We start from the raw sequence: 23,636 nt of genomic DNA, 5'->3' as shown, positions 1-23,636 counted from the left end.
ACCCACAGGCCGTAGCCGGCGACGACGACGAAGTAGAACAGGAAGACAATGGTGTCGAGGCGGGAAATCAGATTCATGAGCGTTGTCTCGAATGACGGACAGTGCTCGAACGAAGCGCCATCCGCTGGTTGTTATATCGTCCGCCGGAGTCGGCGACGCCGACTCCGAGCTTCCAATCTACAAGAGATTATCGGAAACGCCCAGGAATTGCTATTCCAAAATATGCTTTTCGCACACTTTTATAACATAGTTTGTTTGCGCAAACATCGCGTCCCGCGGCGTCGAGTGGCGCCGTGGGGTGGACAAGATCAGGCGACGACGAGCGCCCGGCCGCCGGACGAACGGCGCGCGGCCTCTTCCAGCTTGAACACGCTGACGAGATGGTCGAGCGCCTCGGCCTGTTCGTGCAGGCTCTGGGCCGCCGTCGCCGCTTCTTCGACGAGGCCGGCGTTCTGCTGGGTGACGGTGTCCATCTGCGAGACGGCCTTGTTCACCTGCTCGATGCCGGTACGCTGTTCGCGGCCGGCGTGGCTGATCTCGACCATCAGCTCGTGCATCTGCTGCACGGTCCGCAGCACTTCGCGCATCGTGGCGCCGGCTTCGGAGACGAGACCCGCTCCCGCTTCGACCTGCTGGACGGAGGCGCCGATCAGCTCCTTGATTTCCTTGGCGGCGGCGGCCGAACGCTGGGCCAGCGTGCGCACTTCGCCCGCCACGACGGCGAAGCCGCGGCCCTGTTCGCCGGCGCGTGCCGCTTCCACGGCCGCGTTCAGCGCGAGGATATTGGTCTGGAAGGCGATGCCGTCGATGACCGCGATGATGTCGACGATCTTCTGCGATGACGCGTGGATCGATCCCATCGTGTCGACGACGCGCGCGACGGCCGTGCTGCCCTGCTGGGCGACGCCGGCCGCCGTGTCGGCGAGGGCGTTGGCCTGGTTCGCGTGTTCCGCGTTGTTGCGCACGGTCGCGGTCAGCTCTTCCATCGAGGCGGCCGTCTGCTGCAGGGCGCTGGCCTGCTGCTCGGTGCGCGAGGACAGGTCCAGGTTGCCGGCCGCGATCTGCGTGGAGGCGCTGGAGATCGTGCCGGTGGCGGCGCGCACGTTGCCGACGATGTGGGCCAGGTTGCCCTGCATCGCCTTCATCGCGGCGAGCAGGCTCGATTGGTCGCCCGGGCGGGTCTGTACGTCCATCGACAGGTCGCCGGCCGCGATGTGCTTGACGATGTCGGTCGCGTAGTCCGGCTCGCCGCCCAGGCGGCGCATCAGCCAGCGCGTGAGCAGCGTGGCGCCGGCGGCGCCCAGCAGCACGCAGCCGCAGACGAGCGACATGATCAGCACGCGCGATGCCGCATAGCGGCGCGAACCATCGAGCGCGGCGGCGCGGCCGCCTGCCGTGTAGTTGTCGACGGCCTTGTCGACGTTGGCGCGGATGGCGACGATCAGCTTGTTCGATTCGCCGCGGATCAGCGACTTGGCCAGGTCGTCGTCGTTCTGGCGCGCGGCAGCGCGGACCTTGGTGTCTTCCGCCATGTAGCGCTGCCACAGGTCGAGGAATTCCGTGTAGCTCTGTCGTTCATCCGGCGATTCGAGCAGCTTGACGTAGTCGTCCTGCATGCCCTGCAGGTCTTGCAGGTCTTGCGCGATCACCTTGTCGTACTTGTCCATCTCGGCCGGGTCGCTGGAGATGATGTATTGCAGCTCGCGCGTGCGGATGCGCGCGACTTGCGACTTGATGTCTTCGATGACGCGGATGCCCGGCATCCAGTGCCCGGACAGGCGCAGCGAGGTGTCGTTGACCTTCGCCAGTTGATGGATCGAGATCGCGCCGACCAGCACGGTGAGGGCGAGGACGGCGGCGAATGTAATGCCTAGCTTGCTCGCCAGGCGTAAGCGGTTGAACCAGTTCATCATCTGATACGCAAAATGTTTCTGTAAGCCAACTATGATAACCGACATTCAATGTTGATGTCATGCAATCTGGTTATACGTATATTCCACAACCAAATTAGTTTGTACAAATGCTTGCTGCCCAGCGGTAACGTGTGCGGTGTTGCATGATCGACAGCCTATACTGCGTTCGTGTGTTCCGGATCCACTACCGTTCTCATGCACGATGACGCCACCGTTCTCCCGTTCCGCAGTCCTGCTCGTCAAGCTGATCCTGCTGGGTCTGCTGGTCGGGGTCGCAACGTGGATCGCGCTGGCCCGCTGGACCATGTCGCCGCGTAACATGACCTTTGCCCCCGTCGCCCAGCCTATCCCGTTCAGCCACAAGCACCACGTGGCCGACGACGGCATCGATTGCCGCTACTGCCACACGTCCGTGGAGAACTCGGCCACGGCCGGGATGCCGTCGACGTCGGTCTGCCTCAGCTGCCATTCGCAGCTGTTCCTCGATTCGCCGCTGCTGGCAAAGCTGCACGACAGCGCCCGCACGGGCAAGCCGCTCCACTGGGCGCGCGTGCACGACCTGCCGGACTTCGTCTATTTCGAACACGACATCCATGTGGCCAAGGGCGTCGCCTGCATCGAGTGCCACGGGCGCGTGGACCAGATGCCCATCACGTGGCGCACGGCGTCGCTGGAGATGCAGTGGTGCCTGCGCTGCCACCGCGACGCGCCCAACCACGTGCGGCCGCTGAACCAGGTGCTGTCGATGGCGCCGCAAAAGCCGCTCAGCGCGGACGAGATCCGCCAGCTGAACCGCCTGTACCACCTGCGCGATGCCCAGGCGCTGACCAATTGCTCCACCTGCCACCGATGAAGACGCATCCTGTTTTCCCGATCGCCCAGGACGAATCGGCACGGCGCCGCTTCCTGAAGCTGATGGCCGCATCGGCCGCGCTGGCGGGCGCCGGGTGCGGCGGGCCGCCGGGCGAAACCATCGTCCCGTACGTGACGATGCCGGAGCAGGGCGTGCCGGGCCTCCCCATGTTCTATGCCACCGCGTTCGTGCGCAACGGGCTCGCGCACGGCGTGCTCGTGGAATCGAACATGGGGCGGCCGACGAAGGTCGAGGGCAATCCGGACCATCCGGTGAGCGCGGGCGCCACCGACGTGTTCGCGCAGGCGTCCATCCTGCAGTTGTGGGACCCGGACCGGTCCCAGGCCGTGTTCCGCGGCGAGGAGATGGCGACGTGGGGCGCGTTCGAGGCCGCGCTGCAGGCACGCCGTCCCCGCTTCGAACGGGACGGCGGCGCGGGATTGCGCATCCTGACGGGCACCGTCACGTCGCCCACGCTGGCGGCGCAGATCGCGGCGCTGCGGCAACGGCTGCCGAACCTGCGCTGGCATGCGTGGGATCCGCTGCACGACGACGGTGCCGCGCACGCGGCGCAACTGGCGTTCGGCCGGCCGCTCGATCCGGTGTACCCGCTGGACGAGGCGCGGGTCGTGCTCGCGCTGGATGCGGATTTGTTCGGCACGCTGCCCGGCAGCCTGGCGCACGCGCGCGCGTTCACGGCGCCGCGCCGGCTGGGAGACGCGCCGGACGCGAACCGCCTGTACGTGCTGGAGGCGACGCCCACGTTGACCGGCGCCTATGCCGACGCGCGCCTCGCGCGCGCGCCGCACGAGATCGAGGCCGCGCTGATGCGCATCGCGGCCAGGCTGGGCGTGGGCGCCGACCCGGGCCGCGGCGCCGATGCGACGCTGGACCGGTGGGAGGCGGCGGTCGTGAAGGCGCTGGACGGCGCGCGCGGCGCGGCACTCGTCGTCGCCGGCCCGAACGTGAGCCCGGCCGGCCGCGCGCTGGCGTATGCGCTGACCCAGCGCCTGAACGGTCCGCTCGCCTTCATCGAGCCGGTCGAGCGCAGCCCGCTGGACCACGGCGCGTCGATCGCCGCGCTGGCCGACGACCTGCGCGCCGGCCGCGTCGACACCTTGCTGATGCTGGACGCGAACCCGGCCTACGATGCGCCCGCGGACCTCGATTTCGCCGCGCTGCTGCAGCGGGTGCCGCTCGCCGCCCACCTGGGCCCGTACCGCGACGAGACCGCGCGCGCGGCCGGCTGGCACCTGCCGATGGCGCACTGCTACGAAGCGTGGAGCGATGCGCGGGCGCACGACGGCACGGCGAGCATCGTGCAACCGCTGATCGCGCCGCTGTACGGCGGCCGTTCCGCGCACGAGATCCTCGCGCTGCTGGACGGCGCCGGGACGCGCAATGGCCACGCGCTCGTGCGCGCGACGTGGGGCGGCGAGGACGCGGCGTGGCGCGACAGCCTGCGCCGGGGCAGCGTCGCAGGGAGCGCCGCGCGTCCCGTGGCCGTGCCCGGCGCGCGTCCGCCCGGACCCATGCCCCTGCCGGCCGCGCCGCCGCTCGTCGCCCTGTTCGCGCCCGACCCGGCCGTCGACGGCGGCGCCTTCGCCAACAACGCGTGGCTGCAGGAGTTGCCTCGGCCCCTCACGTCGCTCACGTGGGACAACGCGGCGCTCATCGGTCCGGCGACGGCGCAGCGCCTCGGCCTCGCCGACGGCGCCGTCGCGCGGCTGCGCGTGGAGGGGCGGACGGTGGATGCGCCGGTGCTCGTCGTGGCGGGGCAGGCCGAGGGTGTCGTTACGCTGCCGCTGGGCTATGGCCGGCGCGCGGCGGGCGGCGTCGGGGAGGGCGTCGGCTTCGACGCGTACCGCCTGCGCACCCGCGTTGCCCTGCCCGCGCTGACGGTCGAGCGCACGGGCCGCACGCACGATCTCGTGGTCCGCCAGAAGGAAGTCGACATGCAGGGCCGCGACCCCGTGCACATACGCGAACTGGCACGCGAGCGGCCGGGGCAGGCGTCGATGTATCCCGAACGCGAATACAAGGACTACAAATGGGGCATGGCGATCGACCTGAATGCGTGCATCGGCTGCGCGGCATGCACGATCGCGTGCCAGGCCGAGAACAACATCCCCGTCGTCGGCAAGGAGGAAGTGGCGCGTGGCCGCAGCATGCACTGGATCCGCGTCGACCGCTACGTGGCCGGCCCGCGCACCCTGTTCCAGCCCGTGCCGTGCATGCATTGCGAGCACGCGCCGTGCGAGGAAGTGTGCCCGGTCGGCGCCACGATGCACGACAGCGAAGGCCTCAACGTGCAGGTCTACAACCGCTGCATCGGCACGCGCTTCTGCTCCAATAACTGCCCGTATAAAGTCCGGCGCTTCAACTTCCTGCAGTACGCGAACCAACAAGTGGAAAGCCTGAAGGCGCTGCAGAACCCGGAAGTGACCGTGCGCCGGCGCGGCGTGATGGAGAAATGCAGCTACTGCCTGCAACGGATCACCCGCGCCCGGATCGAGGCCGAGAAGGCGGGACGGCGCATCCGCGACGGCGAGATGGTGACCGCGTGCCAGGCCGTGTGCCCCACGCGCGCGATCCGCTTCGGCGACTTGAACGACCCCGCCAGCGACGTCGTCGCGGCGAAGGCGTCGCCGCTCGATTACCACCTGCTGGAAGAACTCAACACGCGCCCGCGCACGAGTTACCTCAGGCGCGTGCTGAACCCCGATCCGGAGCTGGAATGAGTACCCCGGAGAATGCCGACGTGCTGCGCCCCGGCTGGGGCTATGCCAGCGTCACGGACAAGATCGCGGGCATCGTCCTCACCGGCCATTTCGGCTGGCGCTGGTGGACGGCGTTCCTCGTCGCGTCCGCGGGCGTGTGCGCGCTGCTGGCCGCCGTTTCCTGGCTGCTCGTGAAGGGCATCGGCATCTGGGGCGTCGACATGCCGGTCGCGTGGGGTTTCGCCATTGGTAACTTCGTGTGGTGGATCGGGATCGGCCATGCCGGCACCTTCATCTCCGCCGTGCTCCTGCTGCTGCGCCAGAAATGGCGGACGTCGATCAACCGCTTCGCCGAGGCGATGACGCTGTTCGCGGCGGGCATCGCGGGCCTGTTCCCGATCCTGCACCTGGGCCGGCCGTGGTTCTTCTACTGGCTCGTGCCTTACCCGAATGTGATGAACGTGTGGCCGCAGTGGCGCAGCCCCCTGGTCTGGGACTTCTTCGCCATCGCGACCTACCTGACCGTGTCGCTGCTGTTCTGGTACGTCGGCCTGATCCCGGACCTCGCCACCCTGCGCGACCGCGCCGGCCAGCGCGGCCAAAGGAAAAGCCAGGTCGCGTACGGCCTGCTGGCGCTGGGCTGGCGCGGCGAGGCGCGGCACTGGGCGCGCTACGAATGGGCGTATCTGCTGCTGGCGGGCCTGGCGACGCCGCTCGTCGTGTCGGTGCACACGATCGTGTCGCTCGACTTCGCCGTCGGGAACACGCCCGGCTACCACTCGACGATCTTCCCGCCATACTTCGTCGCCGGCGCGCTGTTCTCCGGCTTCGCGATGGTACTGACGCTCGCGATCCCGCTGCGCGCCGCGTTCGGCCTGCAGGATTTCATCACGGGCCGCCACCTCGCCAACGCGGCCAAGGTGCTGCTGGCCACGTGCTGGCTCGTGAGCTACGGCTACCTCGCGGAGATCTTCACGTCGTTCTACAGCGGCGACATCTACGAGCGCTACATGACGATCAACCGTTTCACGGGGCCGTACGGTCCCGTGTATCTGGCCATGCTGGCCTGTAACGTGCTGGTGCCGCAGCTGTTCTGGTTCCGGCGCGTACGTCACAGCGCGGCGCTGCTGTTCGTGCTGAGCCTCGTCATCAACTGCGGCATGTGGATGGAGCGCTTCCTCATCGTCGTCACGTCGTTGCACCGCGACTACCTGCCGTCCGCGTGGGGCATGTTCTATCCGACGCGCTGGGACTGGATCACCCTGTTCGGTTCCATCGCGCTGTTCGTCTGGCTGTTCCTGCTGTTCGTGCGCTTCCTGCCGCTGATCTCGATCGCGGAGATGCGCGAGCTCGTACGCGAATCGGCGAAGGGGGAGGCATGAGCGGACCGGCCATGTACGGCCTGCTGGCCGAATTCCCCAGCGCGGACGCCCTGTGCGCGGCCGCGCGCCATGCGCGCGACAACGGCTACACGCGCGTGGAGGCCTACTCGCCGTTCGCGATCGAGGGGCTGGACGACATCGTCGGCGCCGACAAGGGCTGGATCGCGCCGCTCACGCTGCTGGGCGGGATCCTCGGCGGGGCAGGGACTTACTTCCTGCAATGGTATGCGGCCGTCGTCGACTACCCGATCAACATCGGCGGCCGGCCGCTGCACAGCTGGCCCGCGTTCATCCCGGCCACGTTCGAGATCACGATCCTCGGCGCGGCCGCGGCGGCCGTGCTCGCGATGCTCGTGCTGAACGGCTTGCCGCGGCTGTACCATCCGCTGTTCGAGGTCGAGGAATTCGAACTGGCGAGCCGCAACCGCTTCTTCCTGTGCCTGCCCGCGCGCGACCCCGTGTTCGCGCCCGGCCCGGCGCGCGACCTGCTGGAAGGGCTGCACCCGCTGCTGCTGCGCGAGGTGCCGGCATGAAGCGCATTCCGCTTCTTCTGCTGTTTGCGCTGTCGTTGTGCGCCATGGCCGGCTGCGAAGGCGCGAAACAGGACATGTACGACCAGCCGCGCTATAAAACATACGCGCCCAGCCCGCTGTTCGAGGACGGCGCGTCCGTACGGCCGCCCGTCGCCGGCACGGAACCGCGTGCGCGGGGCGCCTTCGCCGACAGTTCCGGCGGCCGCGCGGGCACGGACCTCGTGCGGCGCGACGCGCTGGCGGAAGACGCGCAGGCGAACCCGTATCCGGTCGACATGGCCCTGCTGAAGCGCGGCCAGGACCGCTACATGATCTATTGCATGCCGTGCCACAGCCCGGCCGGCGACGGCGACGGCCTCGTCGTGCGGCGCGGCTTCCCGGCGCCGCCGACGTATCACCAGGACCGCCTGCGCAACGCGCCCGACCGCCACATCTACGACGTCATCAGGAATGGCTACGGCGTGATGGCGCCGTACGGCGACCGCGTGGAGCCTGCCGACCGCTGGGCCATCGTCGCCTTCATCCGCGCGCTGCAGCTGAGCCAGCATGCGGACGCGGCGAGCCTGCCGCCGGACGTGCGTGCGCGCCTGGGAGGCCAGCCATGAAGGCGCGCACGCTCCTGGTTCTCGCACTCGTCGCCGCGGTCGCCGGCTGGCGCCTCGACCCGCGCGCGCTGCTGGCCAGCTATCTCGCCGCGTGGTGGTTCATCACGGGCGCGCTGCTGGGCGGTCTCGCCAACGTGTGGCTGCACCAGCTGACGGGGGGCGCGTGGGGCGAGACGATCCGCGGCCCGCTGCTGCGCGCGGCGCGCTGGCTGCCGCTCGCGTGCATCCTGTTCCTGCCGGTGCTGCTGGGCGCACCGCTGCTGTATCCGTGGCAGCACGCCGTGCAGGAAGGCGCGTTCCGCCAGATGTGGCTGAGTCCCGTCTTCTTCACGATCCGCAGCGTCGGCTATCTGCTGCTGTGGACCTTGCTCGCCATCGTCGAGACGCGGGCCCGCACGCGGTCGCCATTGCGCGCGGCCCTGTGCCTGGTCGCCTACGGCTTTTCCGTGAGTCTCGCGGCCGTGGACTGGATCATGTCGCTGCAGCCCGAGTGGTACTCCAGCGTGTTCGGCTGGCTGGCGGGCACGGGCCAGATGCTGACCGGGCTCGCGCTGGCCGTACTGCTGATCGACCGCGGCGCCGCGCGCAAGCGCCTGCCCGACCTCGGCAACCTGCTGATGATGTACGTGCTGACGTGGGCGTATCTGGCCTACGTCCAGTTCCTGATCATCTGGGCCGCGGACCTGCCTCACGAGATCGCGTGGTACCTGCGCCGCGGCGCGCCCGGCTGGCAGGCCGTCGCGTGGGTGCTCGTCGTCGGTCACTTCGCCGTGCCGCTGTGCATCCTGCTGTCGCGCCACGCGAAGACCGCGCCCGCGCTGATGGGCGTGCTGGCCGGCGCGCTGCTGGCGGCCCACCTGCTGGATTGCTGGTGGCTCGTGCTGCCGTCCGTCGAGCACCTGACGCGGCACTGGCTGTGGCTGGCGCCGCTCGTTGCGGCCGGGTTCGGACTGGCGGCGTGGGTCGCGTTGGAACGAACGGGAAAGGAGGGCGCTCATGCCTGACTACACGGGCGGCGAACTCGATCTGCGCGGCCTGCGCGTGGGTGCGTGCATCATCGTGGGCGGCATCGCCTGTGCGCTCGGCGCGGCCGCGCTGATGCTGCGCGAGCAGCCGCCGGCCGCGAACACGCCGCCGCACGCATTCGCCGGCAAGACGCCGCTGCTGCAGCCGGCTCCGCAGCCCGACCGCGCCGCCTACTTCGAGGAAAAGCGCCGCGCGACGCAGGCCTATGGCTGGGTCGACCGCGAGGCCGGCATCGCCCGGATTCCGCTGGACGAGGCCATGAAGCTGGTGGCGGCGAAGGGGGCACGATGATCGCCGCACTCGCATTCCTGCTCATGCTTGCCTGCGGCCCGGCCGCCGCGCAGGCCCTGCAACTGCCGCCGCCCCCGGCCGCGCGCTTCGACCCAGTGCCCGGCACCCGGCTGCCGCTCGACGCCGTGCTGCGCGACGATGCCGGGCAACCGGTCCGGCTGGCCGCGTTGTTCGACCGTCCGGTGGTGCTGGTGCCCGGCTATTACACCTGTCCGAACCTGTGCAGCACCGTGTTCGAAGGCGTGCTGCAGGGGCTCGCGCTGTCCGGGCTCGCGGCCGGGGAGTACCGGCTGGTCGGCCTGTCCATCGATCCGCGCGATGGCGCCGCCGCGGCCACGGAGCGGAAGCGGGCGTATGCGGTGCTGCTGCCCGGCGGCGCGCGCGATCTCACGCTGCTGACGGGCGACGCGCAAACGCTGGCGCGGCTGGAGAGCGCCCTGGGCTACCGCACCGTGGCGGACACGGATACGGGCGAGCTGGCCCACGCGGCCGGCTTCGTCGTGCTGGACACCGACGGCCGCATCTTGCGCGCCTTCTCCGGCGTGCGCTTCGATCCGGCCGCGCTGCGCGCCGCGATCAGGACGCCGACGCCATCGTTCGGCGAGCAGGTGCTGATGCTGTGCGCGCACTTCGCCCCCACGTCCGGCCGCCACACGACGGGTGCGCTGGCGTTCGTGCGCGCGGGCGTGCTGCTGTTGCCATTGCTGTTCCTGGGCTGGCTGTGGCGGCGGGGAGGGCGGCGTGCGTCCTGAATTCCACCTGCTGCCGGCGGACGCCGCCGCATCCGCGACGCGCCTGGACAGCCTCGCCCTGTGCCTGCTGCTGCTGTGCGGTGCCGTCGCGCTGGTGCTGTTCGTGCTGATGGTCGGCTTCTCGATCCGCTACCGGGCCGGCTCGAAAGCCGACCGCACGCACGTGCCGAAGAAGGGGCTGCCCGTCGAAATCGCGTGGACCGTGATCCCGCTGCTGCTGTTCCTCGGGATCTATGCGTGGGGCGCGATCGACTACGTGAAGCTGTACCAGGCGCCCGGCGATGCGATGCCGGTGTTCGTCGTCGCGAAGCAGTGGATGTGGGAGGCGGAGCACCGCAACGGCCGCAGGGAAAAGGGCCAGCTGCACCTGCCGCTGGGCCGGCCGATCCGCATGGTGATGACGTCGCAGGACGTGATCCACAGCTTCTTCGTGCCGGACTTCCGGGTGAAGCAGGACGTGGTGCCGGGCCGCTACACGTCCATCGTGTTCACGCCCAGCCGCACGGGCGAATACCGGCTGTACTGCGCGGAATACTGCGGCACGGAGCACGCGATGATGCTGGGCCGGATCGTCGTCATGCAGCCGGCGGCGTTCGCGCAGTGGCTGGACGCGGGGCCGCGCCAGCCGGGCATGGCGGCGCGCGGCTACGAACTGTATCGCCGCTACGGCTGCAGCGGCTGCCACGACCCGGGTTCGAACGTGCACGCGCCCGACCTCACGGGCCTGCTGGGCCGGCGCGTGCATCTCGCGGATGGCCGCGAGCTGACGGCCGACGAGCCGTACGTCCGCGATTCCATCCTCGTGCCCACGAAGGACGTCGTCGCGGGCTACGCGCCGCTCATGCCGTCGTTCGCGGGGCAGATCGGCGAGGAAGACATCCTGGCCATCATCGAATATATCAGGGAGAGCGCGCATGACGAGCTACCTCGCGGGCGGTGACAGGCTGACCGACTGGCTGACGACGCGCGACCACAAGCGCATCGCCGTGCTGTACGCGATTTCCATCACCCTGTTCTTTTTCCTCGGCGGCGTGGCGGCGGCATTGATCCGCCTGGAGCTGGCGACGCCGCAGGGTGACCTCGTCAGCGACGACACGTACAACAAGCTGTTCACGGCGCACGGCATCATTATGGTGTGGCTGTTCCTGATTCCGTCCATCCCCGCGGTGCTGGGGAATTTCCTGATGCCGCTGATGATCGGCGCGCGCGACCTCGCATTCCCGCGGCTGAACCTCGCGAGCTGGTACCTGTACATGGCGGGCGGCGCGATCGTGCTGTGGGCGCTGCTGGCGGGCGGCGTCGACACGGGGTGGACGTTCTACACGCCGTTCTCGTCGATGTTCTCGAACTCGCACGTCGTGGCGGCGCTGTGCGGGGTGCTGGTGCTCGGGTTCTCGTCGATCCTGACGGGGCTGAACTTCATCGTCAGCGTGCACACGCTGCGCGCGCCGGGCCTCGGCTGGTTCCGCCTGCCGCTGTTCGTGTGGGCGAACTACGCGACGTCGCTGATCCTCGTGCTGGCCACGCCCGTGCTGGCGATGACCCTGGTGCTGGTCGCGATCGAGCGGCTGTTCCAGGTCGGGATCTTCGACCCCGCGCTGGGCGGTGATCCGCTGCTGTTCCAGCACCTGTTCTGGTTTTATTCGCACCCGGCCGTGTACATCATGGTGCTGCCGGCGATGGGCGTCGCCAGCGAGATCATCCCGTGCTTCGCGCGCCGGCCCGTGTTCGGCTACCGCTTCATGGCGTACGCGATCCTCGCGATCGCCGTCATCGGCTTCCTCGTGTGGGGCCACCACATGTTCGTCAGCGGCCAGTCGATGTACGCGGGGATGGTGTTTTCGCTGCTGTCGTTCCTCGTCGCGATCCCGTCCGCGATCAAGGTGTTCAACTGGACGGCCACGCTGTACAAGGGCAGCATCCGCTTTTCCGCGCCGATGCTGTACGCGCTGGGTTTCGTCGGCCTGTTCACGATCGGCGGGCTGACCGGGCTGTTCCTCGCGGCGCTCGCACTGGACGTGCACCTGTCCGACACCTATTTCGTCGTCGCGCACTTCCACTACATCATGGTGGGCGGCTCCGTGATGGCCTACCTGGGCGGCATCCACTTCTGGTGGCCCAAGGTCACGGGCCGGATGTATTCGGAGACGTGGGGGAGAATCGCGGCCCTCGTCATCTTCGCCGGCTTCAACCTGACGTTCTTCCCGCAATACCTGCTGGGCTATGCGGGCATGCCGCGCCGCTACCACAGCTATCCGGAAGAATTCCAGCTGCTGCACGTGCTGTCGTCCGCGGGCGCCGTCACGCTGGCCATCGGCTACCTGATGCCGCTCGGTTACCTCGCATGGTCGTTGCGTCATGGCGCGCGGGCGCCGGCGAATCCGTGGCTGGCCACGGGGCTCGAATGGCAGACGGCATCGCCGCCGCCCGAACACAATTTCGCGACGCCGCCCATCGTCGTGAGCGAGCCGTATGCCTACACGCCGGAGGGGCCATGAACGCGCCGGTCCTGGAACCGCAATTCCGCGACCACGCGCAGCAGGACTTCGCGCGCTCGTTCGGTATGTGGGTATTCCTGTCCAGCGAACTGCTGTTCTTCGGGCCGCTGCTGTTCGGCTACCTGTACCTGCGCATGCACCATCCGGAAGCGAGCGGGATGGCCAGCCGCCACACGGACATGCTGCTGGGGACCGTCAACACGGCCGTCCTGCTGACCAGCAGTTTTTGCATGGCGCTGGCCGGCCACGCGGCGCAAAAAGGGAACGAAATGCGCGATCGCCGTCGCGCCGCGCGGCTGCTCGCGCTGACGGCGGCGCTGGGCATTGTCTTCCTCGTCATCAAGGGCATCGAATGGCACCAGGAATTCGACGAGCACCTGTTCCCCGGCGTGGGGTTTCATCCGTCCGACGGCGGGGACGCGGGCACCGTCTACGGCATGGAGCTGTTCTTCCTGCTGTACTTCGCCGCGACCGGGCTGCACGCGCTGCACCTGTTCATCGGCGTGTCGGCCTGCCTGTGGCTGATGCGCGGCCCGCGCGCGGAAGCCGTGGAACTGGTCGGCCTGTACTGGCACTTCGTCGACGTGGTGTGGATCGTCCTGTACCCGTTGCTGTACCTGACCCTGCGCTCGGGAGGCTGACGTGGACCGGACCGTACGCCCCCTCGTGCTCACGTGGCTGGCGCTGATGGCGCTGCTGGCCACGACGGCCGCGTGCGCGCTGCTGCGCCTGGGCTGGCTGAACACGGCGATCAGCCTCGCGGTGGCGCTGGCGAAGGCGTTGCTGGTGGCGTTCGTGTTCATGCGCCTGAAGCGCGCGCCCGCGCTGCTGCGGCTCGCGGCCGTCGCGGGCGCCGTCACGCTCGCGCTGCTGTTCGGGCTCGCGCTGACGGATTACGCGACGCGTACGGAGCTCAAGGCGCCGTGGCAACAGCCGGCGACGGTGGCGCCGCGGTTGGGGAGCCGGTAGGCGTTGTAAGTAAATTTCCGTATGGAAAATTTAGTTACCTTGAATTAAAATGACGGGTTGCCGCCATTCGCCCCGCTTCCACCGAATCCCGTCGTGTTGCCCCAAGATCCCCACCGTCCCAACCTGGCCATCGACTGCCGCCGCGCCGAATTCGCGGATCCGGCCAGCGAGTCACGCTTCACGCGCCAGTTCCTGCCCGAGCGGAACCGCCAGCTGAAGGCCAGCCTGCTGTTCGCGGCCGCGTTCTACGTCGCGTTCGCGGCCACCGATTTCGCCACCCTGGGCGACACGGCGATCGCGTGGATGCTCATGGGCCTGCGCAGCGTCGTGGCGCTCGTGGGCCTGGGCTGCTTCGCGGCCATCGTCCGCCGCCCGCGGTCGGTGCGCGTGTCGATCCGGGCCGCGTGTACCCTGCTCGTCGCCGCGCTGGCCGTGTTCATGGTCGTGTGCTGGTTCCAGCCGCAGGTGCTGGCGTGGAATGCGATGTCGCAGGCGCTGATCCTGATGGCGGTCTACGTCAATTTCCCCAATCGTTTCATCTACGCGGTGGCGATCGGCGTCGGGTCGAGCATCGTGTTCGCCGCGATGCTGGCCATCCAGGGCAATCTGCGGGCGGACGACCTGCTGACGCTCGTGCTGCTGCTCGTGATGGGCAATGCGCTCGGCTACATCGCGGCGCGCCGGTTCCACGTCGCCCAGCGCGAACAGTTCCGCGCCTCGCTCCAGCTGCAGCAGCTGGCCGACCGCGATCCGCTGACGGGCTGCCACAACCGCCGCTTCCTGCAAAAAGGCCTGTTGAACGCGGAGCTGGAGCGCACGCGCCGCTACGGCGCGCCGCTGTCGGTGGTCTTGTGCGACCTCGACCATTTCAAGCGCATCAACGACACCTACGGCCACGCGGCCGGCGACCAGGTACTGGCGGATTTCGCCGGCCTGCTGCTGTCGCTGACGCGCGACACGGTCGACAGCGTGATCCGCTACGGCGGCGAGGAGTTCCTGCTCGTGCTGCCGCAGACGGACCTCGCGGGCGCGCAGGCGCTGGCGGAACGCATCCGCGCGGCCTTTGCCGACGCGCCCGGCGCAATCATCAAGGCGACGGCGAGCTTCGGCATCGCGTCCGTGCCCGCGCAGGCGCCGGTGCTGCCCGCATCGTCGGAAGCGCTGATCGGCGCCGCGGATGCGCAGCTCTATGCCGCCAAGCGGGGCGGGCGCAACATGGTGTGCGCGACGCTCGCCGGACCCTGAATCAGCGGCCGCCGGCCGCGCGCACGCGGTACCAGGCGAGGCCGATCCATTCGTACGTCGCATACCACGACCGGCGCATGCCCTCCGCGCTGGGCACCCAGGCGTGGATCGACAGCGGCTGGCGGCCGAAGAACATCGTGGGCGCGCTGACGACGTCCAGCCCGGCGCGCGCGAACACGGCGCTGGCGCGCGGCATGTGCATCGCGTCGGTGACCAGCAGGATCCGGTGGATGCCGTCCGCGCGCAGGATGGCGGCGCTGAAGGCCGCGTTCTCCGCCGTGTCGCCGGAGCGGTCCTCGAGCCACTTCACCGGCACGCCGAAATCTTCGCGCAGGGCGGCGGCCATGCTGTCGGCTTCCGAGGCGGTCCGGTTACCCTTGTCGACGCCGCCGTTGCCGCCGCTGACGAGGATGGGCAGCCCCGTCTTGCGCTGCAGGTGCGCCGCATAGCGCAGGCGCGCGAGGGCGATGTAGTCGGGGATGTCGCGGTCGCCGTATTCGGGAGCATGCCGCACGCGGCCCGCCGCCAGCACGACGATGGCCTGGGCGCCGGCGCGCTCGGGTTCCTGCAGCGGGGCCGTCAGCCGTTCCAGCGGTGCGACCAGGAGCGCCGCGCCGCCCGTGGTCGACAGGAATGCCAGCAGCGCGAACCCGGTGCCGGCGACGATGCGGCCGGCGCGCGGCCGGCGGCGCCACAGCACGAGGCCGATGACGATGACGAGGAACAGGCTGGCGGGCGGCAGGATCAGGCCGCGCGGGATCAGGTTGACGATGTCGAGCAGCGGTGCAAAAGTCATGGATCGTGGGCGTGATGGTGGCGCCCGGAGTAGACCGCAGCCGGGCCGCCGCGTCAAGCGGCCCGTGACCGGCAGCTAGGTCTTGCGCCGGCGCGCGGCGGTCGCACCCGCGAGGCCGAGGCCCAGCAGCGCCAGCGTGCCGGGTTCCGGCACCGGGTTGCCGGTGCCGTCGTCGACGAAGCTTGCGGTCCAGTAGCCGGCCGTGGGAAAGCCGGCCCACGGGCTGCCGTTGTTCAGTGCGTTGAACTGGTCCTTCACGGCATTGCCCACCGGGTTGCCGACGGTGATGCTGAGGAACGTGGTCGCATCGTTGATCGACGCTCCAGCGTACGCGATGACGGCGAGGCCCTGGCCCGGATCCTGGTACTGCAGCGCGCCCGAGACGGGATCGACGGGGACGGAAAACGTCCAGCCGATGATGCTGGCGGTGGTGTTGTCGAACGCGAGACCGGGGTACGCCATCTGGATATTCGTGATGTCGTTGTAGCCGATGGCGCCCGCCTGGACGACGCTCGCGGCGACGTCGAACGTGGCGTACGTCGGCTGGCCGACGTGCGGGCCGAACCCCTGGCTCGTCGTCGTCCAGCTGTACGTGTAGACCGGCGCGGCCCACGCCGTGCCGGCGCACAGGCAGAGTAGTGCCGTGAATCTCTTGATTGTCGCGATCGACATGTCGATACCCCTTCAAAGAGTGGATGCACATTGCGGGGTATTGACAAGCATCAATCGTGCCGTGACTTTTTGTCGTTGATAGTCAATGACTTGTGATAAGCGTCGGCGCCGCCTGTCAAGTTTGTCGACAGTCGTCCATTCCATGCCGCGATCAGGTCGCGGTACGCCGTCCCGACGGGCCGGATGCGGCGGTCCAGGTCGTACAGCCCGCGCGGATTGACGATGCCGCGCGCCTCGCGCAGTTCGATGTGCCAGTCGACCTGGTCGGTCAGCGAATACCACGTGAAGCCGGCGACGGGCACGCCGCTCCGCATCAGGCTGCGCACGTGGGCCCACTGGCAGCGCAGCCACTCGCGGGCTTCGTCGCCGTGCGGCCCCTGGTCGAGGTTCGTTTCCGTGTGCATCAGCGGCAGGCCGTAGCGCTGTGCGTACTCCTGCGCAATCATCGCGTACCCAAGTGTTTCGCCCGCATCGCGCGCCGTGCCGTCGGGGGCGACGTCGTGTTCGTTCGTCATGTAGTAATCGGTGCCGAGGATGCAGTGGTGGCGCAGCGCGTGTTGTTCGAAGAATTCGCATTCGTCCGGCGTCATGCCGTGCGCCAGCACGAACTCGCGCTGTACCGGCTCGAGCGGGCGGCCGTAGTTGAAGTCGAGCGACAGGAAGCGCAGCCGGTTGCGCCGTTCGGCTTCCGCGACGGCGTCGGGATGCGGCGCGTGGAAGTATTCGCTCGATTCGCTCTGGATGAACACCGCGTCGGGACGCAAGGTCACGATCTCGTGCATCGCCAGCACGTTGGCACGGGCCAGGTGCTTCAGCGCCGTGACGTACGACCGGAAATCGCGTGCCTGCTCGTTCCACCACCCGAACAGCGCGGAGAATTTCGCGCACACGTACATCTCGTTGACGGGCGTGTACAGCCGGATCCACGGATAGCGCGTCGCGAAGGCGCGGGCATAGCCCTGGAACAGCGCGGGAAAATCGGGATTCTGGAAGTTGCCGATCCAGTCCGGCACGCAGAAGTGGCACAGGTCCGCGACGGGTTCGATGCCGCTCCGGCGCAGCGCGCCGAACGCCTGGTCGGCGAATTCCCAGTCGTAGCGGTCCGGCCCCAGCCATGTGCGGTACAGCGGCACGCCGTAGCGCAGGGTGCGGATGCCCAGGTGCGCCACGAGCGCGAAGTCCGTCCGCCATTGCCCGTAGTGGCCGCATTCTTCCATCTGGTCGCGGCGGATGCGGCCATCGGCGATCGTCGGCGCGCTGTTCTCGATTCCGGTGGCGAACATGAACGGCAGCATTCAGCGCCTCCCCAGCGGCGGCTGCGCGGTGACGACGCCGGGCTCGATGCGCTGCAGGTTGTCGAGGCCCGTGAGCAGCATGCAGTCCTGCAGTTCCTGTTCCAGCAGGGTGAGGGCGCACGTGACGCCTTCGCGCCCGCGCGCGGCCAGGCCGTACAGCCACGCGCGTCCGGAGAGGCAGGCGTGGGCGCCGAGGCCGATCGCCTTGACGATGTCGCCGCCCGTGCGGATGCCGCCGTCGAACAGCACTTCGATGCGGTCGCCCACGGCATCCACGATTTCCGGCAGCACGGAGATCGACGACGGCGCGCCGTCCAGCTGGCGCCCGCCGTGGTTCGACACGATGATGGCGTCCGCGCCGATGTCGATGGCGGTGCGCGCGTCGTCCGGATTCATCACGCCTTTCAGGATCAGCTTTCTCTGCCATGTCGCGCGCACCCGGCGCGCCGTGTTCACGTCGAACGAAGGATCGAACTGCTCCTCGATCCACTTCGACAGCGAGCCGATGGAGCCGGCCTCCTTGATCTCGTGCTCGAAATTGCCGAACGTATAGCGCTTGCTGCCCGCCATGTTCGCGAGCCAGCGCGGGTGGCCCACCATCTGCATGATGTTCGCCGGCGTCAGGCGCGGCGGCACCGCGAGGCCGTGCTTTTCGTCGGCCCAGCGCTTGCCCTGCGTGTGCAGGTCGATGGTCAGCACGAGCGCCGAGCAGTTCGCGTCGTGGGCGCGGCGCATCAGGCTTGCGTTGACCTTGTGGTCCTTCATCAGGTACAGCTGGAACCAGAACGGTTGATTGATCGCCTCCGCCACGTCCTCGATGGAATTGATGGAGCACGTCGACAGGCAGAACGGCACGCCGAAGTCCACCGCCGCGCGCGCCGCCTCGCATTCGCCGTTGGCCCACGTGAGGCCCGCGAGGCCAGTCGGGCCGAGGGCCAGGGGGATGCGCGCCGGGTCGCCCGCCATCGTGACGCGGGTGTCGCGGTGCGACACGTCGCGCAGGCTGTGCTGGCGCAGGGCCAGCGCACGCATGTCGTCCAGGTTGCGCTGCACGGTCAACTGCTGTTCGCTGCCGCCGTGGATGTAGTCGAACACGACGCCGGGCAGGCGTTCGCGCGCGAGGCATTCGAGGTCGAAGATGCTGGCTACCTTGCTCATGTCGTTGTCCTTACAATTCCCCGCGCGCCGCGAGCGCCTGGATGCGCGCGCCCATGCGGCAGGCGAGGGCCTGGATCGTCAGCGACGGATTCACGCCGCCCGCCGTCGGGAACAGCGAGCCGTCGCAGATCCACAGGTTGGCCACGTCCCAGCTGCGGCCATCCGCGTCCACGACGCTCGTCTCCCGGTCGTTGCCCATGCGGCACGTGCCGAGGATGTGGCTCGTGTCGTCGCTCGTCCAGGCGTCCTTGCCGCCGGCCGCCGCCAGCATCTCGCCCATGAAGCGGCGCGCGTGGTCCTGCATGCGGCGGTCGTTGGCGGCATATTCGAACGTCACGTGCGCGACGGGCAGGCCGTGGCGGTCGCGCACGTCCGCCAGTTCCACGCGGTTGCACGCGCGCGGCTCCGTCTCGGCGACGGCGACCAGGCCCGCCATGTGGTTGTAGTCCGCCATCTCGCGGCGCAGCGCCATGCCCCACAGATGCCGTTCCGTCACGAGCAGCTGGGCCCACGCGCGCGGCAGCGGGCCCTGGCTCATGAAGGCGTAGCCGCCGTGGAAGTCCTTGCCCGCGTCCGTGTAATTCCAGTGCTCGCACACGGCCATGTTGGGCGGGCCCTTGTACCAGCGGATGGCTTCGTCGAAGCGGGCCCACACGCCGGGGCCGGCGTGCGTCGTCAGGTGCGTGCCGACGAGGCCCGAGCTGTTCGCGAGGCCCTGCGGGAAGCGGCTGCACGTGGAATTCAGCAGCAGGCGCGGCGTCTCGATCGCATAGCCGGCCACCACGACGTTGCGCGCGCGCTGGAAGCGCCATGCGTCGTTGCGGCGATAGTGCACGCCCGCCGCGCGGCCGTCGGCGCCGAGCTCGATGCGGCCGGCCATCGCGAGGTCGCGCACTTCCGCGCCCGCCGTCAGCGCGCGGGGAATCCACACGATCAGCGCGCTCTGCTTGGCGTTCGTCGCGCAGCCGAAGTTGCAGAAACCCCGGTAGACGCAGGGCGGCGACTTGCCGCGCGGTGCGGACACGGTCGCCAGCGGCACGGCTGACCACTCGATGCCCATCTTTTCCGCGCCGCGCGCGAGCACGAGGCCGGCCGCGTTCATCTCGTGTTCGCGATAGGGGTAGCGGCGGCGCGGCGGTCCCCACGGATAGCGCACGGGTCCGGACACGGCCAGCGCCCGCTCCGCCTCGTCGTAATAGGGCGCCAGTTCGTCGTAGGTGATCGGCCAGTCGAAGCCGTAGCCCAGTTGGCTGCGCGACCGGAACCACTCGGGCCGGAAGCGCAGCGAGATCATGCTGAAGTGGACGGTCGACCCGCCCACGCCCCAGCCGGAATTGTTCCCGCCGAGGGCCAGCGCGTCGGTGCCGCCGGACAGCCGTTCTTCCAGCCAGTACAGCTGTTGCTGCGCTTCCTCGTCCGACGCGAAATCCTCCAGCGGGCGCCAGAACGGGCCGGCTTCCAGCACGACGACGGAAAAGCCGGCCTCCGCGAGCTTGCACGCGAGCGTGGCGCCGCCGGCGCCGGCGCCGACGATGACGAAATCGACGGCGTCATCGTCGTCGTATTCGCGCATCGTCACCCAGCCCCCACGCTCGTACACGTCGGGTGCGCGGCCGCCGCCTGTCCGTGGCGCGATCACCGCGCCTCCTTCGCTTCCCACGGGTCGCGGCTGTCGAACCCGAGGCGCACGTACCCGCGCGGGTTCGCCGGCCCGCCGAAGCCGATCTCGTTCCAGGCGAGGGGATGCGCGTAATAGAAGCCGGCCGCCGTCTTGAGCAGGTGGTGGATGAAGAAGCGCTTCGCATCGAGGCCCTGCCAGCCGGGAGACACGGCGCGGCCGCCTTCGAGGGCATGCAGGACCGCGTCCTGCGCGTCCGCATCGAGCCGGACGAACGGCCGGTCGTGCAGCCGCCGCGCCTCGTCGTCGACGGCGGCCAGGCCCTGGCGCCAGGCAGCGCGCAGCGGGGGCATGTCCGGATGGCGGTAGCCTTCGCCGCGGTCGTCGTGCAGCATGGCGTCGATCCACGGCGTGATCGGGATCGGTTGCGCGCGGTCGGGCTGGGGCAGCAGGCGCGCGTTGATCGCGTCCAGCAGGTCCCACTCGTCCTGCGTCAGCCAGCGCCGGGGCGGCACGTCGTCCAGCCGGGCCGCGAGCGTGTTACGGGTGATGCCGTCGAACGACGGGCTGTCCCACTTGGCCAGCACGTCGTAGCCGGGAAAGCGCGCTGAGGGAGCGTCCTCGTTCATGGCCGCTCCTGCACCGTGCGCAGCGCCAGCGCGGCGCGGCCAGCGAGTGCGAGCGCGGAAAAGCTGGGCGGCGCCGGCAGCGGCGGGCCGGCAAGCAGGTTCTGGCTCCAGTTGCGCCAGCCGCCCATCTGCCTGGCGATGCCGCGGGCGTGGAACACCATCCCCAGCGCGCCCAGCCACGTGCACGCCTTCAGCAGCGCGTCCGTCAGGCGGCGCGGTCCCGGCCGGCCGGGCAGCGCCGCGCTGGCCAGCAGCACGGCCGCCGCGGGCGGCACGCTGACCGGCAGCCACATCGCGGGATGCTGGAACGCGCCCCGGAAGTGCAGCAGCGCCGCTTCCGCGCTCGTGCCGGTGAGGCCGAACGCGGCCAGGCCGCACAGGGCGCGGCCGGACGGCAGGCCGGCGAGCGAGGGTGCGCCGGCGGCGACGGGACGGGCGGCGAGGCCCAGCACGCCGGCCAGCGTGAGCGCGGCGGGCGCGCCGAGCGGCGCCGCATAGAACAGGTTCGCCCACGACAGGCCGCCGGGCCGGCGCAGCACGTTGTACGCGTGGAAGCCGAGACCCGCCGTGCCGACGGCGCAGGCGGTCGCATACGGTGCGGAAGCGGGCTTCGCGCGCAACGCACAGCCCAGCACGACGGCCGCGCTGGCGAGCGGCGCGAACATGCCGGGATTCTCGAAGCCGCCGCGGTAGTGTTCCAGCGCGCTGTCGCTCAGCACGGACGCGGCCAGCAGCGCGGCGGCCTGGTACAACCGGTGCGCGGTACGGTCGGGTGCAAGCGGTGGCGGCGCGGGCCGGCGCCGTTGCAGCAGCAATGCGCCCAGCGCCAGGCCGAGGGCGGCGGCGCCGAGCGCACGCGCCGCGGGGCGCGCGTGGGCGGGCGCCGCCGCGTTCACTTCTTGTCTCCGGGGAGGAGGGTGCTGAGCACCTGCTTCGCCACGCCGGCCAGCATCGATCCTTCGCTCGGGTCGCCCTTGGCGATCGTCGTCATGAAGTGCCTGGCCTGCTCCAGCGTGATGTGCGAGGGCAGCGGCGGCACTTCCGGGTCCGTCTTGAATTCGAGGACGACGGGCCGGTCGGCCGCCAGCGCCTCGCGCCACGCTTCGCCCACCCGGTCGGGATCGTTGCAGAAGATGCCCTTCAAACCGATCAACTCGCCGAAGCGGTGGTAAGGGACGTCGGGGATCTGCTGCGTCGCCTCGAACTTCGGATTGCCTTCCATGACGCGCTGTTCCCACGTCACCTGGTTCAGATCCTGGTTGTTGAAGACGCACACGATCCAGCGCGGGTCCTTCCACCGCTTCCAGTACTTGGCCACGGTGATCAGCTCCGCCATGTTATTCATCTGCATGGCGCCGTCGCCGACGAGCGCGATCACGGGGCGGTCCGGATGCGCGAACTTGGCGGCGATCGCATATGGCACGGCCGCCCCCATCGACGCGAGCCCGCCGGACAGCGAATACATCTGGCCCCGCTGCACCTTGAGGTCGCGCGCATACCAGTTCGCGCAGGAGCCGGAATCGCTCGTGACGATCGCGTCGCGCGCCAGCAGCGGCGACAGTTCGTAGCACACGCGCTGCGGATTGACCGGGTTCGCGGCGGCGAGCGCCCGTTCTTCCAGCATCTTGTACGATTCGCGCACTTCCTGTTCGACCTTCGCGCGCCAGTCGGTGTCGGTCTTGTCCTTCAGCAGCGGCAGCAGCAGGCGCAGGGTCTCGGCGCTGTCGCCGTGCAGGTTGACCTCGGCCGGGAAGCGTATGCTCAGCATCGTCGGGTCGATGTCGATCTGCACCGCGCGCGCCTTGCCTTCCTTCGGCAGGAATTCCGCGTACGGGAAGCCCGTGCCGATCATCAGCAGGGTGTCGCAGTCGTTCATCATCTCCCAGCTGGCTTTCGTGCCGAGGATGCCGATGGAGCCCGTCACCCACGGCAGGTGGTCGGGCAGGGCGGCCTTGCCCAGCAGGGCCTTGGCACAGCCGGCCTTCAGGCGCTCGGCCACGGCGATGACTTCGTCCGTCGCCTGCAGCGCGCCCGCGCCGACGAGGATCGCCACCTTGCTGCCGGCGTTCAGCACGTCGGCCGCGCGTACGAGATCGGCCTCGTACGGAACGACGCGCGGCTTCGTGTAGCCGATGCCGGAAAACACGGAGCCGTGCTTGCGCGGCGGGTCTTCGTACGGCTTGTCCTGCAGGTCGTTCGGCAGCACGACGACGCTGACGCCGTTGCGGCCCAGCGCCGTGCGCATGGCGCGGTCGAGCAGGTGGCGCACCTGCGACGGCTGGCTCGCCTCGTACACGTAATCCGCCACGTCCTGGAACAGGCGCTCCAGGTTCAGCTCCTGCTGGTAGTGCGCGCCGCGCGCCGTCGTCGGCGCCTGGCCGCAGATGGCGAGTACCGGCACGTGGTCGCACTTGGCGTCGTACAGGCCGGTCACGAGGTGGGCCGCGCCGGGGCCGCCCGTCGACAGGCACACGCCCGGCTCGCCCGTGAACTTGGCGTGCGCGGCGGCCATGAACGCGGCCATTTCCTCGTGCCGCACCTGGATGAACTGGATCTTGCCTTCCGCGCGGTCCAGCGCGCCCAGCACGCCGTTGATGCCGTCGCCGGGATAGCCGAAGATGGTCCGGACGCCCCATTCATACAGGCGTTCCACGAAGAAGTCGCCTACGGATTTGCTCATG

At 69.3% G+C, this 23,636-nt stretch carries 22 protein-coding genes; 13 read left to right on the top strand and 9 right to left on the bottom strand.

Features of this window, described 5'->3' with window-relative positions; translation table 11 throughout:
- Nucleotides 1–308: 308 nt before the first annotated feature.
- On the bottom strand, nt 309–1,913 hold the full coding sequence (locus QPK29_RS04305) for a methyl-accepting chemotaxis protein (RefSeq protein WP_371769510.1): 1,605 nt from the start codon (nt 1,911–1,913) through the stop codon (nt 309–311).
- Between the two features lie 202 nt (nt 1,914–2,115).
- Between QPK29_RS04305 and QPK29_RS04300 the strand changes: the two genes are divergently transcribed.
- The 13 genes from QPK29_RS04300 (at nt 2,116) to QPK29_RS04240 (ending at nt 14,787) form a co-directional block, all read left to right on the top strand.
- The gene (locus QPK29_RS04300) at nt 2,116–2,766 is read left to right on the top strand and encodes a cytochrome c3 family protein (protein ID WP_258853805.1); all 651 of its coding nucleotides are present in this window, start codon (nt 2,116–2,118) and stop codon (nt 2,764–2,766) included.
- Nucleotides 2,763–5,507, top strand: coding sequence for a 4Fe-4S dicluster domain-containing protein (locus QPK29_RS04295; protein ID WP_400189727.1), 2,745 nt, complete (start codon nt 2,763–2,765; stop codon nt 5,505–5,507). The genes QPK29_RS04300 and QPK29_RS04295 overlap by 4 nt, the downstream gene beginning before the upstream one ends.
- Entirely contained in the window at nt 5,504–6,868 is a 1,365-nt protein-coding gene (gene nrfD, locus QPK29_RS04290; protein WP_056128782.1) for an NrfD/PsrC family molybdoenzyme membrane anchor subunit, read from the top strand. Before QPK29_RS04295 ends, nrfD begins: the two co-directional genes overlap by 4 nt.
- Nucleotides 6,865–7,401 (top strand): DUF3341 domain-containing protein, encoded by a 537-nt coding sequence (locus tag QPK29_RS04285; protein WP_056128785.1) that lies wholly within the window; start codon nt 6,865–6,867, stop codon nt 7,399–7,401. Before nrfD ends, QPK29_RS04285 begins: the two co-directional genes overlap by 4 nt.
- Nucleotides 7,398–8,006: a c-type cytochrome gene (locus tag QPK29_RS04280; RefSeq protein WP_056128788.1), complete on the top strand. Its 609-nt coding sequence runs from the start codon at nt 7,398–7,400 to the stop codon at nt 8,004–8,006. The genes QPK29_RS04285 and QPK29_RS04280 overlap by 4 nt, the downstream gene beginning before the upstream one ends.
- Nucleotides 8,003–9,010 carry a hypothetical protein gene (locus QPK29_RS04275; protein WP_371769512.1) on the top strand — a complete coding sequence of 336 codons (1,008 nt, stop codon included), beginning with the start codon at nt 8,003–8,005 and terminating at the stop codon, nt 9,008–9,010. The genes QPK29_RS04280 and QPK29_RS04275 overlap by 4 nt, the downstream gene beginning before the upstream one ends.
- Nucleotides 9,003–9,323 (top strand): hypothetical protein, encoded by a 321-nt coding sequence (locus QPK29_RS04270; protein ID WP_371769513.1) that lies wholly within the window; start codon nt 9,003–9,005, stop codon nt 9,321–9,323. Before QPK29_RS04275 ends, QPK29_RS04270 begins: the two co-directional genes overlap by 8 nt.
- The gene (locus tag QPK29_RS04265) at nt 9,320–10,075 is read left to right on the top strand and encodes an SCO family protein (RefSeq protein ID WP_371769514.1); all 756 of its coding nucleotides are present in this window, start codon (nt 9,320–9,322) and stop codon (nt 10,073–10,075) included. Before QPK29_RS04270 ends, QPK29_RS04265 begins: the two co-directional genes overlap by 4 nt.
- Nucleotides 10,065–11,015, top strand: coding sequence for a cytochrome c oxidase subunit II (coxB, locus tag QPK29_RS04260; RefSeq protein ID WP_371769515.1), 951 nt, complete (start codon nt 10,065–10,067; stop codon nt 11,013–11,015). The genes QPK29_RS04265 and coxB overlap by 11 nt, the downstream gene beginning before the upstream one ends.
- Nucleotides 10,990–12,573, top strand: coding sequence for a cytochrome c oxidase subunit I (ctaD, locus tag QPK29_RS04255; protein ID WP_371769516.1), 1,584 nt, complete (start codon nt 10,990–10,992; stop codon nt 12,571–12,573). Before coxB ends, ctaD begins: the two co-directional genes overlap by 26 nt.
- Nucleotides 12,570–13,214 (top strand): cytochrome c oxidase subunit 3, encoded by a 645-nt coding sequence (locus tag QPK29_RS04250; protein ID WP_371769517.1) that lies wholly within the window; start codon nt 12,570–12,572, stop codon nt 13,212–13,214. The genes ctaD and QPK29_RS04250 overlap by 4 nt, the downstream gene beginning before the upstream one ends.
- A 1-nt stretch (nt 13,215) precedes the next feature.
- On the top strand, nt 13,216–13,542 hold the full coding sequence (locus tag QPK29_RS04245) for a cytochrome C oxidase subunit IV family protein (RefSeq protein ID WP_229412098.1): 327 nt from the start codon (nt 13,216–13,218) through the stop codon (nt 13,540–13,542).
- Nucleotides 13,543–13,638: 96 nt separating this feature from the next.
- Complete coding sequence (locus QPK29_RS04240) at nt 13,639–14,787, top strand: GGDEF domain-containing protein (protein WP_400189726.1); 1,149 nt, start codon at nt 13,639–13,641, stop codon at nt 14,785–14,787.
- Between the two features lies 1 nt (nt 14,788).
- On the opposite strand, the gene QPK29_RS04235 is transcribed toward QPK29_RS04240, so the two are convergent.
- The 8 genes from QPK29_RS04235 to QPK29_RS04200 all read right to left on the bottom strand — a co-directional run bounded on the left by QPK29_RS04235 (nt 14,789) and on the right by QPK29_RS04200 (nt 23,635).
- Entirely contained in the window at nt 14,789–15,583 is a 795-nt protein-coding gene (locus QPK29_RS04235) for a YdcF family protein (protein ID WP_056128806.1), read from the bottom strand.
- A gap of 75 nt (nt 15,584–15,658) precedes the next feature.
- The gene (locus QPK29_RS04230) at nt 15,659–16,255 is read right to left on the bottom strand and encodes a PEP-CTERM sorting domain-containing protein (RefSeq protein ID WP_056128808.1); all 597 of its coding nucleotides are present in this window, start codon (nt 16,253–16,255) and stop codon (nt 15,659–15,661) included.
- Between the two features lie 50 nt (nt 16,256–16,305).
- Complete coding sequence (locus tag QPK29_RS04225) at nt 16,306–17,550, bottom strand: family 1 glycosylhydrolase (RefSeq protein WP_258853823.1); 1,245 nt, start codon at nt 17,548–17,550, stop codon at nt 16,306–16,308.
- Nucleotides 17,551–18,708 (bottom strand): alpha-hydroxy acid oxidase, encoded by a 1,158-nt coding sequence (locus tag QPK29_RS04220; protein WP_371769519.1) that lies wholly within the window; start codon nt 18,706–18,708, stop codon nt 17,551–17,553.
- A gap of 10 nt (nt 18,709–18,718) precedes the next feature.
- Nucleotides 18,719–20,347, bottom strand: a complete 1,629-nt coding sequence (locus tag QPK29_RS04215; protein WP_371769520.1) for a GMC family oxidoreductase — start codon at nt 20,345–20,347, stop codon at nt 18,719–18,721.
- Entirely contained in the window at nt 20,344–20,955 is a 612-nt protein-coding gene (locus QPK29_RS04210; RefSeq protein WP_258853826.1) for a gluconate 2-dehydrogenase subunit 3 family protein, read from the bottom strand. Before QPK29_RS04210 ends, QPK29_RS04215 begins: the two co-directional genes overlap by 4 nt.
- Complete coding sequence (locus QPK29_RS04205) at nt 20,952–21,851, bottom strand: hypothetical protein (RefSeq protein ID WP_371769521.1); 900 nt, start codon at nt 21,849–21,851, stop codon at nt 20,952–20,954. Before QPK29_RS04205 ends, QPK29_RS04210 begins: the two co-directional genes overlap by 4 nt.
- Complete coding sequence (locus QPK29_RS04200) at nt 21,848–23,635, bottom strand: thiamine pyrophosphate-requiring protein (RefSeq protein ID WP_371769522.1); 1,788 nt, start codon at nt 23,633–23,635, stop codon at nt 21,848–21,850. The genes QPK29_RS04205 and QPK29_RS04200 overlap by 4 nt, the downstream gene beginning before the upstream one ends.
- Between the last annotated feature and the right edge of the window lies 1 nt (nt 23,636).

Source organism: Massilia orientalis (assembly GCF_030411975.2).
GTDB lineage: Bacteria > Pseudomonadota > Gammaproteobacteria > Burkholderiales > Burkholderiaceae_D > Telluria > Telluria orientalis.
Note: the sequence above shows the minus strand (reverse complement) of the source record. Positions and strands in the feature narration are given on the sequence as shown.